11 protein-coding genes are annotated in these 13,340 nt (G+C 48.4%); all 11 read right to left on the bottom strand.

Annotation, left to right across the window (positions count from 1 at the left end; translation table 11 throughout):
* Positions 1-724 precede the first annotated feature (724 nt).
* Positions 725-1,489, bottom strand: coding sequence for a hypothetical protein (locus BBG47_RS21065; protein ID WP_065293363.1), 765 nt, complete (start codon positions 1,487-1,489; stop codon positions 725-727).
* Positions 1,490-1,586: 97 nt separating this feature from the next.
* Entirely contained in the window at positions 1,587-2,351 is a 765-nt protein-coding gene (locus BBG47_RS21060) for a hypothetical protein (RefSeq protein WP_065293362.1), read from the bottom strand.
* A 50-nt stretch (positions 2,352-2,401) separates the two neighbouring features.
* Positions 2,402-2,971 carry a hypothetical protein gene (locus BBG47_RS21055; protein WP_083189504.1) on the bottom strand — a complete coding sequence of 190 codons (570 nt, stop codon included), beginning with the start codon at positions 2,969-2,971 and terminating at the stop codon, positions 2,402-2,404.
* Complete coding sequence (locus BBG47_RS21050; protein WP_065293361.1) at positions 2,968-3,558, bottom strand: hypothetical protein; 591 nt, start codon at positions 3,556-3,558, stop codon at positions 2,968-2,970. Before BBG47_RS21050 ends, BBG47_RS21055 begins: the two co-directional genes overlap by 4 nt.
* Positions 3,558-4,982 carry a contractile injection system protein, VgrG/Pvc8 family gene (locus BBG47_RS21045; protein WP_065293360.1) on the bottom strand — a complete coding sequence of 475 codons (1,425 nt, stop codon included), beginning with the start codon at positions 4,980-4,982 and terminating at the stop codon, positions 3,558-3,560. Before BBG47_RS21045 ends, BBG47_RS21050 begins: the two co-directional genes overlap by 1 nt.
* On the bottom strand, positions 4,979-5,590 hold the full coding sequence (locus BBG47_RS21040; RefSeq protein ID WP_083189502.1) for a hypothetical protein: 612 nt from the start codon (positions 5,588-5,590) through the stop codon (positions 4,979-4,981). Before BBG47_RS21040 ends, BBG47_RS21045 begins: the two co-directional genes overlap by 4 nt.
* A 50-nt stretch (positions 5,591-5,640) precedes the next feature.
* Positions 5,641-6,420, bottom strand: coding sequence for a DNA and RNA helicase (locus BBG47_RS21035; RefSeq protein ID WP_065293365.1), 780 nt, complete (start codon positions 6,418-6,420; stop codon positions 5,641-5,643).
* A 108-nt stretch (positions 6,421-6,528) separates the two neighbouring features.
* Entirely contained in the window at positions 6,529-9,180 is a 2,652-nt protein-coding gene (locus tag BBG47_RS21030; protein WP_065293359.1) for an Hsp70 family protein, read from the bottom strand.
* Positions 9,181-9,341: 161 nt separating this feature from the next.
* On the bottom strand, positions 9,342-10,043 hold the full coding sequence (locus BBG47_RS21025; RefSeq protein ID WP_065293364.1) for an iron-dependent peroxidase: 702 nt from the start codon (positions 10,041-10,043) through the stop codon (positions 9,342-9,344).
* Complete coding sequence (locus BBG47_RS21020) at positions 10,034-11,326, bottom strand: hypothetical protein (RefSeq protein WP_028531938.1); 1,293 nt, start codon at positions 11,324-11,326, stop codon at positions 10,034-10,036. Before BBG47_RS21020 ends, BBG47_RS21025 begins: the two co-directional genes overlap by 10 nt.
* Positions 11,327-11,426: 100 nt before the next feature.
* The gene (locus tag BBG47_RS21015; protein ID WP_065293358.1) at positions 11,427-13,244 is read right to left on the bottom strand and encodes a PP2C family protein-serine/threonine phosphatase; all 1,818 of its coding nucleotides are present in this window, start codon (positions 13,242-13,244) and stop codon (positions 11,427-11,429) included.
* Positions 13,245-13,340: the final 96 nt, after the last annotated feature.

The raw sequence follows: 13,340 nt of genomic DNA, 5'->3' as shown, positions 1-13,340 counted from the left end.
TGAAATGAGGACAAAGATCACGATAAGAATGACCTGCTTCCTGCGAACTTTCACTAAAACACCCCCCTTCCGGGCTCACATTTTCAGCAAACTCACTGTTCAACAAAGCACATTATGTTAATGCCCTGCCTAGAGGATGACCAGTGAATGTTGCTTAATTTCTTCCTATAAATCTTTACTGATTGCCTTAAGAACTTTCCATGTAAGATTTATAAAGGGAATCTCTCTATAGAAATCCTTCCCCTTTATATGATTCAGAAAGTTATTCTTTATATCCATGCTTTTATCACAAGCACTCCTCCACTATGTTAATTTATCCATATCTTCAGGTGTGCGTATTTTCGATAAGTCATCAGGTCTAAGAATTATTGTAAGCAGTATCTAAAACGGGTAATATTTATTTATCTGTTGGTTGGGATGCATCATTAATTTGACGGAAATAGTAGAATTATAAATTAGAGGGCTTGCGTTCACTGAATAAGCAATATTATGCGGCCATTACGTCTTTTAACCTATTATGCGAATATATTCCCCCATAAGACATTTGAGATAATTCGTACCTCCTACCCTCCAAGTTCACTGATGTCCTAGTATTCTCCTACTCGTATCTCTAAGTCATCCTCTATGTCCATTTAGCTTATTACCGCTTATTTTTATAAATATACATCTTTACACAACAGCAAATAATCAATATCTCGAGCCAAGTTATCCCCCCTTTAAATGTTTAATAACAAACAATATCTTCGGTCCGAGAAACATCTAAAAAGTCTACAACTACACAAGTACTAGTTATCCCCTCGGATTCAGCCCCTTTTTCTAGAATTTCCTGCACTGCAGCACTATTGCTAACTGTACTTGGCTTAAGCCTATTAAAATACAGATCACTTGATTTATACTTATAATTCCTCATATTTTCTGCAAGCTTAACAACTCCCTTTTTTTCGTTTTCTGTCAGTTCCTCAGTATCGGGTGATAAGGAATAAACCACAACATCAACAGAAAAACCAACTGGATATTCTTTAATCGCTTCATCCCAAATCAAATCTTCTTTATTCCAATGAGTTAGTTGAATGCCTGGAGAGGTATTTCTTACTTTTAAAAAATACTTACTATCTGAAAAAGATTGTTGAAGGAGCGGCAGTATATCCTTCCTTATTTGATAATCATCCCTGACTTCCGTTTTGTTGGACGATTTATATACCGCTACATTGAATTTTTGAGAAGATTCCGGTTGATCTTTTGGGACTGCCTCCATTTCAAAATGGTCAAATACATCAAAATACTTTGCATTTGAAACAATAAATTCTTGATGATACCGCTCTTCCAATGTTTTCTCTGCTATATGCATTGCGCCATTCTTATCGGCCAGCAAAGTTTGAATACCGTATTTTAAAGACATATAAATTATGGGAGAAAACATGATAAGTGGAATAAGCAGTATGATGACTGCAATAATTCCTATTCCTATAAACCATCCTTTTTTATTCATATTTAGATATTCCTTTCACCTACATAGTAGATAGCTTGATTTGTTTAGTCTGTTGTTTAAATTTTGAGTTTGAATAGCTACCAACCCCTTTAAGTGTCTATCTGCACACAATATCTTCGGTTCGGAAAACATCTAATAAGTCTACAACTACACAAGTACTAGTTATCCGATCGGATCCAGCCCCTTTTTCTATAATCTCCTGAACTGTAGCGCTATTGGTAACTGTACTTGGCTTAAGCCTATGAAAATAAAGATCACTCGATTTGAACTTATAGTTCCTCATATTTTCTGCAAGCTTAACAACTCTCTTTTTTTCATTTTCAGTCAGTCCCTCAGTATCGGGTGACAAGGAATAAACCGCAACAGAAACAGAAAAACCACTTGGATACTCCTTAAGCGCCTCATCCCAAGTTAAATCTTCTTTATTCCAAAAAGTTAATTCAATGCCTGGAAAAGTATTTTTTACTCGAAAAAAATACTTACTATCTGAAAAAGATTGTCGAAGAAGCGGCAGTATATCCTTCCTTATTTGATAATCATCCCTGACTTCCGTTTTGTTGGACGATTTATATACCGCTACATTGAATTTTTGAGAAGATTCCGGTTGATCTTTTGGGACTGCCTCCATTTCAAAATGGTCAAATACATCAAAATACTTTGCATTTGAAACAATAAATTCTTGATGATACCGCTCTTCCAATGTTTTCTCTGCTATATGCATTGCGCCATTCTTATCGGCCAGCAAAGTTTGAATACCATACTTTAAAGACATATAAATTATGGGGGAAAACATGATAAGCGGAATAAGCAGTATGATGACTGCAATAATTCCTATCCCTATAAACCATCCTTTTTTACTCATATCAAGATATTCCTTTCACCCACTTTAGCTCTGTATCTATCACTAGATGCTTAATAGTCCCGTCCTATTATACTCGCTTGCTCCGTCAAGCAATCATGGCTATCAACCCTCTGCAACCGATACCCCGTAAACCCTCTCCGCAGCATACTTTCGGCAACATCCAGCCGGATGACGATTACCGTCTCAAGCAAGCCGTCCACTTGAAAGAACTTGCTGCTCCCGATCTTGGCGATGTCGATTACCAAGTGCTTCAATGTCTTGTTCGGATAGAACTCACTTGCTTCCGATAAGCAATCGATGCGATCTGGAATGAGCAGCCAATACATCTCCTGCCTTTGATTCTCCTGATCCAGCAGTGCAACCGGCTTGAAGAACAGGTTCGCATCATACAGCAGCAGAAGCTGCTGCAGCCTTGTCGATACAATCGGCACAGGACTCTCGATGTAATCTACATACTCATTCCTGCTGCTGGACTTCACATCTATATGCACAATGCCGTCTCGCTTGCTAATGACATCCTGCTCCATGACGCTTCGAATTATGCTGGCTGCTCCCGGTAGCTGCACAGTATCTGTAATTCGGGTATCTTGCGTGATGACCATGTATTTCATGAACTTCATGCGCTCGACTCCTTGTAGACAAGTTCACTGACGTCCAGATATTCTCCGACTCGTACTTCTAAGTCATCCTCTTTGTCCATATCCCGATATTCGGTCAACTGCACGGCCTGCGGCATCGCGTGCGTTGCCAGCCGAATCAGATAGCGATAGAATTCTGCAGCTTGTTCTAAGGCGATCAGCTCCACATCAGCCGGGTTAATCAGCCCCATATACTTGCGGCGTTCTTGTTCCAAGTCCGTGTGCAGTTCCCCCCAAAAGGAGAAGATCCAAGCGGCATCATAGCCTTCTTCATACCGGCTCGTATCCAAAAACCATCGCTTATTAGCCGCTTCTACTAGACACATCCAGCGATCATACAGCAGCTCGGTTCGCAGCATCGAATACGTGATGTAGCCGATAGGCCCCATGTTACCACTATCTTGCTTATCCCTTATGGATCTGCACAACTTTGCGAAAGATTCCACGAATTCCTGGCTTACCTGCTCCTGATGAAGCTGGAAATAGTCGTCGAGCTGCTGAAGATGGGTCTTGATAAGGTCTGATGCGACAAGAGTGCGGAATTGATGGAGCGCTTCTTCCTTCTTCATCAGTTCGTCTTAACATCCTTTCCCCTGATTACCGTTGAACCTTCCAGCATCTTGATGACACTGTCCTTGCATTGCATCTTGAGTTCCTTCTCGGCTCGAATCAAGACATTTTTCCGCGAATCCATAACGATGTCCTCATCTGACTTCAAGCGAATCGGCTTCTTGCTGACAATTTCAATGCCTTCTATATCATGCAGCCGAATATATACTTCCCCATCCTTGCCCGTAATGACGATTTCTTCGGGACTGAACATTAATTCCTTGCCGGATGCGGTGCGGAAGTATTTAATATTCGGATCGCTTACCTTATTTGTTCTGCTCTCTTTCGTATCTTTACGAACAGAACTGATTGCAATCCCTTCTTCTTCCTTCATACTCGGAAAATAAATCATGACATGATCCCCTAGCTCCGGCATACAGTACCATCCAGTGCTTCCTTCAGCGGTGTACATGGAGGAATAAGGGAACCAATGCGCTCCCCCGATCTTCTGCTCCGGATCCATATCAAGGTGAACTTTTACCTTGCCAGCAGTCAATGAAATTACTTCACCTTGCAGGGATATCCCCGCTATCTTATTGTTATACCGAATATTCTGATACAAGCCTTGACGGGGGCAGAGTGTGTAGACATGCTTCACGATGCTGTTTCTCATTTCGGTGTGGATCTCGCAGACATGCAGACTTCTTCCTTTGAACGCAATCTCGTTGCCTAACTCCATTACTTTGTTCGTTTCTACTTCATAGAAGATGAAGTCGCTCTCGTCTACTCCGAGGCGGCCATTTTCATAGGAGGTACGATAGTTTGATAAATTCTTCTTCACCCGATAATTATAATCCTCCAGCGCACCCTTCACACTTCCATCCGGTATGCCGAAATAAAATTTGGGTTTGTCAAATACAGAAGCTGCTACTAAGCCTGTTGATAGCCTGGAGGCCATTCTCTGCAGAAACTCCCAGTCCGTCTCCTGATATTGCAAGGTAAACGCCCCGATGCAGCTTCCATCTGAAACGATATCCATAAAGTCCACCCATGGGTAATCAGCAATAATCGTCTCAAGCAGAGCCGCATAAGTCATCTTTGCATGCTGAAAGGAACGGGTACGCCGCTTCATATCCAGCTTATACGTATGGGATATCGCTTCTATTTCTATGTAATAGACCCCTCTAATCGCTTTCACTTCAATATGCTGTACAACTCCTGCAAAAAGCGGGGTTCCCTGCGACTCATCATTAACCTGCTTAATTTCAATATTCGTATCAGCTTCGGTCATCTTCACATAACGATCCGTCAGTTCTTCCGGCACAATGCCCGTGAGGCGGAGTCTAGTGTGATCATTCACTTTCTTCACGATACTTAGCTCTTGCAACTGTGTTATACGATAAGGCGACACTTGCAGATTGTCATATGATAGTACTTCACTCATAGACTAGCCCCTCCCTCTCTCGTCATCGTACGAAGCGTATGCATAACCTCGAATGCGATCGGTTTCCAATCATTCATTTCCTGCTCTGTACAGTTAAACGTACACATCAGAGCTCTTCCCTCCAGCTCAGTGCAGAACATCAAGTTATAGATGCTCGTATCTAATGCCGGAATAAGCAAATCGAAATAGCTGACTGATTTATCGTTAATCTGTAATACATCATTTTCATACCATTGAGCTGAAGGCTGTGTCTGCTTAATGAATTCCATCATCGCATCCTTGAATGCACCGACATCTTGATCCTCAATCGGGGTGTTCGTGTGATTAAAGGCTATATTAATCGTCGTGCTCTCGCTCATTAAAATGAGAGAAGGCCGTCTTTCAGAAGGATACTTTAAAGCAGCTAGATCGCTGGGCATGATTTCGAACGCTTTTGGCAAATGTATGGCTACTTTTTTGTCTAATAGATAGCGTTGTTCAAAACGGATAATTTCGCTGCCTGTTTTAACAGAACCTTTCAGGACACTCCCCTTGCCTGATTCTGTCTCACCTTGCTCTTCATTAAGCAATTTGATGATTTGAACGTCCATATGTTCCTGCTCGCTCACGATATCACCTCTCGCATGTTGTAATTACTCAAACAAAAGCTCCTGACCGATCAATCCACAATCATCCGCTGCTGGCCGCCGTGCCGTACATCAGGAGACAGCGCTCTGCCTCCTCCCGCTTCACTCAAGATTCTCCGCAGGCCTGCGAAGATGCGCTCATTGCTCAGCTCGCGGTATCCCGTTCCGAGACGCTGACCGAGATAATGCTGAATGACGTTCCGTTCCACGGCGCCGCCGTTCAGGCAGAGCATGGCGAAGCTCGCATCATAGGGGTGATCCGTGCCGCTCTTCAGCAGTTCATTGGCGAAATACTGCAAAATGAATGGAGACAGCGTGCTGCTTCCGATACCGGCATACGGCACATGGATGACGTTGAACGTGTTATACTCGGTCGCCAAGTCGGCAAAACCCTGATAATCCGCACGCAGCCGGGCACCCTCCTTCAGCTTGAACCGACCGAGCTCCAGCTCGTCCGTCTGCACCTGCACATCGTTCTCATCCAGCACGATCTCGCCCGGAAGCGTCGTGAAGTCGCTCGCTGCCTGTTCCGTGAGAAAGCGAATTTTGAGCACTGTCTCCTTGCCGTTCGAGGAATACGGAAGTTCGAAATCCTCTTCCATGGTATATAAGCGGCCGTCATGCTTGACGATGCCTTTGGCAATCATCAAGCTTTCTGCATTGACCTGAACCTCTCCACCCACGATGATACCGTCGGAATAGTGCTGGTAGATGATGTCTGCGAACTGGCGCGGATAATCGCGCAGACTCTCCAGCATGGTGGTTTTCAGAATCCGGCCTTTATGGAAATGCGGCATTTGGTGCGTAAACAAGGCGTTCCCTCCTTTCTCCACTGAGATTGTATAACAAGGCCCTTTGCTCCATAAGTCATACAGGAAGTTACGGAGCCACTCAGCCTTCTGGAACACGTACATCCTTCCTTATTTCAACCCGTCGAAGAAATCCAGCTCCGATAAATCATTTTCAAACGCATAGAACTGCTTCTTCCCGATATGGAGCTGCTCATTGACCCGCGCAACCGGCACCGCGTTGAATCCCCAGCTGCCATCGCCCGCAAAAACGAACCATTTCGCCTCGCCGTTGGCAATCGAATCCGTATCGTCCTGTGGAATGCTGGCGCCGTACTGGGCGGCGATCTCTTCGTATAGAGCGGGACGATAATCAGCGAAATCATTCCGATATGTCACCGTGTGTCTCAATTGCCCGTCGCCTCCACGAATATGGAACTCGATCTCATGCGCGCTAAGCGGCCGCGAAATCGAGCCCTGCGCCTGATCCAGCCGCTCGTAGCCGGAGATGAGCATCTTTTCCCGCCCGGTATGTGTCCAGGCACTGACCGAATACGGAACGACCGGCGCATGATTCGTCAGCTGCGCTTCGATAAGTCCCGACTTCCGGGCGCTCAAGTAGCGCAGGGCACCGCGCAAGCAGGCCAGCTTCAGCTCTGGAACCTTCCCCGAATCTTCCGCCTTCTGCCGGAATTCGATTGCTCTTCCCGGTACGAATTCCTTCAGCGCTTCCCGAAACACGTCGATTCGGCAGGATTGGCCTGTCAGCTTAATGATGGAGTAATCCTGCAGCCTACCGTCGCGGTAGAACTCGTCCAGAAACTTGCGTACGATGGCGTAAATGTCTCCACGAATCAACTGGTTCATTTCTTGAATGTTGAACACGATGTCCGGCGGCTCGTATACGTCCCGGAACTGCCCGTTCTCGCGCAGTGACAGGCACCATCGATCCACGGCCGTAAGATTCAGGTCGCTTTCTGTCCTGCTTCCCGGCCCTGAGTGGAATCGATTGCGAAGGATGCCCGTTTTGCGGAAAAATTCCTTCTTCATGCCGTCCGCCAGCTCCCACAGCACATAAAAATTGTTCCGCACGCGCTGATATTCATCGCGCGCATGGTTCTCATATTCCTTGAACCGAGTCGGAAGAAAGTGCTCCGTCTCCTTATAACGGGCGTCGAAGCGTGAATAGACCGCATCTGCGCCGAATTCGTCGACATGCCGATAAATGTCCGTGGCCGGAATGTCGATCAAGCTATCGATGTCCGGCTGACTCCCCCCCCTATAGAAGTCAGCAAATGCGATCTTCATGTACTGCATGATGCGGTATGTCAGATTGTTGCCGCCGAAGTTCGTATCTCCGTTCTCATAGGATGTATGGATATCGAGCTTATAGGCGATATGCCCATCCTCGATACGGAACCGGCATGAAGACAGATCAGTCGTTCCTCCGCCGCAGTCGATCACGAGCGCTTGATATTCTTCGCCGTCCAGGAACCGCTGCTTCTCCATCTGATCAGCGATCGTGTTGTACAATACGGCCAAGCCTTCATCCAGCGCATCCCTGGTCTCGATGCGGTACTCTGGCAACATATCCGCAAACATATCGATAAATTGTGTCTTCATCTTGACCGGGCCCGATAGATGGAGATGCTTGAAGCGGCATTTGAATTGATGCTCCGCCGTTCGGATTACATGCAGCATATAGGCGCGCAGCAAATCGCTTCTGCTTACCGTTGCCGCATTCCCATGGCCGTCCGTCACTTCCTCCAGCCGCTTGTAATTGTTCACCCAGCGCTTCATTCCATGGAACACGGAAGCGCTGGAGCTGTACCCACTTTTCCGCTTATCTTGCAGCGCATCGCTGCCGAAGCTGAACCGGATTCGCTCCGGATCAGAGCAATCTGCGATTCCGATTACAGTAGGCAGCGACTCGAGCCATTCCCCTTCCTTGGATGTTCCGTCAGGGAAGCACACATAGTTGATACGATCAAGCCGGATTCGCCCGTTCAGCAGATCCGTCGCATTCGGTGAAGCCACGTACCCACCGTGCAAATACGCCCCTGCCGTTGTATTCGTCGTCCCGAAGTCAATCGCCAACACCGCGTCCGTCTCTTCCAGCTCACGGATATCCAAATCCGCCACCGGAATCTTGTAATAGTACAGATTGGCCGGCGGCTGCGGGGTGCTGCGATAGTACGTGCGATACACATATTCCGATACTTGCTTCGGGAAAAAGAGCAGACTGTATTGGCGATTCGCCGTCTTCCTCACTTCCGCTCCCTCGCCCATCGCAAGCCAATAGCTGCCCGGACGCAGACTATCCTTCACCAGATTGAGGATCGCGCACAGCTCCATATGCTCATTGACAAGCAGCACGTTCGATTCGGCAATTTCCGTTCCCGCTTCCACCCTGTATCCATCATGCCGATCGAGTTTCAAGCCGTCGTATAGCGTAATCTTGGCCGGAACCCGAATACCTCCGTCATTCGGCAGCGGCATGCGGAGATAAGTTCGTACCATCTTCTCGACCCGTTCAAACCCGTCCGGGCTAGCCGTTTGAATGAGCTGGCTTTCCTCCGCCCCTCGGTATTTCATGACGGTTGCAATTAATCCGTCGCGATCAAGCGTATGGATCATTCCTTCCACGAGCTTCTCCTGATGGCAAATGTTCCGGAGCTGGAATGTCGTCATCTCTGACAGTTCCTCCCGGGTATATTCCACATGCTTCCGCCCCGCATCCCGCTTGGCCGGCTGCTTATAAAGCCTATATGTATACTCGCTCATCTTTGCCCCCTCCCGGCCGCCTCGAACTCAGCCTTACTTCTTATCTCCCTCTGCCAAATCTCTCATTTATATCCCCTATTCAAAATGAAGAACAATATCGCAATCGCCTTATCCCTAACCCGCAGCATCACAACATACCTATAGACAATCGGCGGATCTAATTAGTACAGCGACACATTTCCAATCCGCATCGTATCCTCCATGCCAATAATGCCGAAATGATCCTGCCAATACACTTCCGTATGGAATCTTGCCGGCAGGAACAGCTCCTGAATCAATTCGAGCTTCATTCGCGCCGGTTCACTTTCCTCCTGTCCGACATAGAAGAGAAGCTCGTCCCGATCCTCGCAATTCGCATAGATCGTCGAGCTGCGGAAGATGCCACGCATCGTATCCTTGAGCAGGTATATCGCCTCACCCGTCTCATATAGCCGCAGCACATTCCCCGCGATCATCTCGCGCTGCTCTTGATTGAACAGGCCGATCCCCTTGCTGACGCGCAAACCGAACTTCCCCTCTTCCATGTCGCGCAGCACGAACTTTATGTAATACTCGCGCCGGTTCATCCCCTGATAACGATCAATTTTCGTCAAAAAGTGAAGCACGATATCGAACAGCGTTTGGCGCAGCTCCACATCCTCTTCATTGTTAATGTCGAACATGTCCTTGAACAGATCGTAGAACCGATAATACGGATTCACCTCGATTGTGTCCTGCACTGCATTCGCCCAAACGTTGAGCTCCTCCAAGCTCAGTTCCATATAGGGCGAATACACCTTGGCGGGGACAAAGCAAAAATCCGACGCGCTCAGGCCGGATTGCTCTGCCTTAATGACCAAATCCCATATGTAATTCACGCCAATACCCCTTCGCACTTATACTCGGGAAAATGCATCTGCACCTCGGAAACGAGAAAGCTCATCAGATCATGCAGAATGAACTGCTCTCCTTCCGACACTTCGTCCTCGACTGCGCGGAAGCTAAGCCGCATAATTTTCTTATCCAGTACCGTCCGCACATTGTCGCTAATGAACGAGTTCATCTCATAGGATTGTTCCCCGCCGTTATTCGCTTCCAGGATATCCACATGCTCCAGTTGAAGCATCTGCGCTGCCTCAAAAGCATTCACGAGCCGCACAATCTCGCCCTTGGAGCGCACGATTTGGGCTTGCTTCCGCGCATATTTGCCGATAAAGCCATCTGCTCTCCGATTGGATACCAGCTTGTATTCCAAGCTTCCAAGCCGGGATTCCGAAGGCTGCGCAATCTTCACGACCGTCCACATGCCGGATTTCTCATGCGGCGACACAATCGTCAAATCGTCTCTCGTTCGCTTGATATAACGAATGTGTTCCTCATTTCCTTCCACCAGATAGCCATGTTCGCTGCCCAGCTTGTGAATCGCCAGAACATGTTCGTAATTAATTCGATCGGCTGCAGGCTCGGGAAAGCCGTCGTTCTGAATGGCAAGCCGCTCGATATTCCAGAGCGGTACGAGATCCACGTGCTTATGAGGCTCGAATTCCTCTAGATTAACGGTAATCTCGTTGATCTCGTCCTCTTCCCGCAAAGCACTGTCGCAGTCCGTGAGCCATACGTCAAAAAATTTATAAGCGTATGGATGATTCAATGTCTTCCATGGAACGCTGTTCTGTTGAAAGACACGGTATAGCTTCTCGATTTCGTTGATGTACAGTCGGCTTTGCGACAAGCGCACCGTAATCGCATAATTGCCCCCTGATGTCTTCATCTCTCCGCGGAATGTTCTTTTCCCTGACATCAGGTTATGCAGCCTTGCAAAATCACACTGCAAAAACAGAGTTAGCAGCAGCGCTTTCCCCTGCTGCTTCATCTGCTCGACAAGACTTCCCATTTCTATCGTTTTGTGTGCCGTGTCCTCCGGCAGCATCGGGCGGAGGAAATCATGAATCGGGTCGACATCATCGCGGCGGCACATCGATACGAAAATATCGTGCTTTTCCTCGCCATCCTCAATTTCGTCGAATACCTTGCGCTCTATTTTCCGATTCATGTCTTCCTGATATTCCACCAGGTTCAGGAACAATCCAGTCATTACATTTTTCAATAACTTGCGCTGCTCCAGATCCTCCATCCTGCTCAATCGATCATGTATCAGTTCCTTCATGGCGCCTGATGGACTCCTTCCTTGTTCCCTTGTTCTCCCTGCTAGGGGATGGAGCTTCATTCCCTTTGCCGGCAGTTGAAGCATTCCCCGTTGGCATCCCTTATCCGCTGCTCGCAGCCGCTCCGCTTTCGGCGTTGCTCGGCACGGCTCCACCAGCGGCATTGCCCGCTGCACTTCCGCCCTCGGCGTTGCTCGGTACAGATCCGCCCGCCGTATTGCCCGCTGTGCCTCCGCTTCCGGCGTTGCTCGGCGCAGATCCGCCCGCCGTATTGCCCGCTGCGCCTCCACTTCCGTCGTTGCTCGGTGCAGATTCGCCCGCCGCATTGACCGCTGTGCCTCCGCTTCCATTCGCGACGGCAGGAGGCTGTGCAGCGGGCGGCGCCGGATTCAGCTTGCCCAGCGCCTTATCGATCTTGCGCTCCATGCCCAGCACACGTTCCAGCATGTCGATTTCCTGATAGATTTGCTGCGCGGCGGAATAAGCATCGATAGCTCCCAGATAATCTTGCCCGGCAAACTGCTGGTCGCCCTTCTTCTCATACTTCTCGCCCTCCAGCAGCCGCTTCTCCTTCCGCAAGCCAGTCAGCTTCTCCTCCGCTGAATCGAGCTTGGCTCGGATATCCTTCTCACCGTCGGTGTACCCTTCCTCAAGCGCGGATTTCCGTGCCTTCTGGTAAGAGCTGCGAGCCCCAACATAATCCTGTGCCTCGAACTTCTTGTCCCCTTCCTGCACCCAGTTCATAACCTGCATGTACGTGCGGGAACGGTCTATTTTCTCCTCTAACTGCTTATGATTGAACTCTTTGTATGGCTTTGCTTCCTCCTGCGCCTTCCCGTATTTGTCCAGCGCCTTAGCAAAGTCCTGTCCCTTGAAAGCTTCATCTCCGTCCACCATAAGCTGCATCACGCGCTGCTTCTTCGCGAAAAAGTCCCGGTGGAACTTGTCCTTCAACCGAATCGCCATATTGCGCGCCTCACTGTAATCCTTAATGGCCTTCGGATAATCGCCATCCTTCATATACATGTCTGCACTTTTCTGATATTCGAGCATGTTCTCCAGATTCTCCGCTTGGATTGCCGCCTGCTTTATGAAGTAGAAGGCCGCGCCTCCGCCAACCAGCAGCAGCACGATCAAGGCCAACAGCCACTTCTTCAGCAAGCGCCATTTACGCTTCGGATCCTCCTTGAACACCTTGTTCGCATACACAGCAACAGCCGTGTAATTGCTCACCGTTTGCCGCTGCTTGCTGAGCAGCACGTCCTCGAGCGTATCCGTGAAATCCTCTGGCTCCTTCGCATCCGTTAATGCGTCGACCATTTCCGTTGCGTTGACATCCTCCCACAAGCCAGGGGTGCACAGCAGCAGAACATCTCCTTCAGACAAAGGAGCCTTTTTCGACACGTACGGCTCCAAACGCTCCGGCTGCCCCATATACTGAAGAAGATTGTGGCGTTCTTCATGAACCTCCATCGCTTCTTCCGAGATTTCTCCGGCATCCTTCATGGACTGTGCTAAGCTCAGATCCCTGCTGCGACCGAATAAGCGTCCGCCGCGAAAATGATACAGGCGGGCATTGCCCGCTGCCACCCAGCGAATCTTCGCATAATCTGTCACGACCAGAATCAGGCTTGCCTTAAGGCGCACGCGCTTGCTCTCCGTTCGCAGCCATTCATGCGCTTCCTGCATGTAATGCTTCAACCGCAGCGAAGACATCGTCGGCTTCTCCGTAAATCGACCAAGAATGCTCTTGACGACCATCTCGGCACTGTCCACTTCCATGTCCGAATCCAAGCCGTCCGCGATGACCCAGCAGGCCATATCATCCAGCTCCACATAGGCGAAATAGTCTTTATTATGTAGAAAAGAACCGGCCTCCGTCACGAAGCTGGTCTTAAAGTCGCTGTTCTCCTTTCTCATCCTTACCCCCGCTTCTCCTGTCCCATGATTCGCATACCTATCACGGAGCTCGTGTTCAAAAAGGAAATTCTCGCCTTCACACAATCAAAAGCGAGT

Source organism: Paenibacillus sp. KS1 (assembly GCF_001680695.1).
In the GTDB taxonomy this organism is placed as follows: domain Bacteria; phylum Bacillota; class Bacilli; order Paenibacillales; family Paenibacillaceae; genus Paenibacillus_B; species Paenibacillus_B suaedae.
Note: the sequence above shows the minus strand (reverse complement) of the source record. Positions and strands in the feature narration are given on the sequence as shown.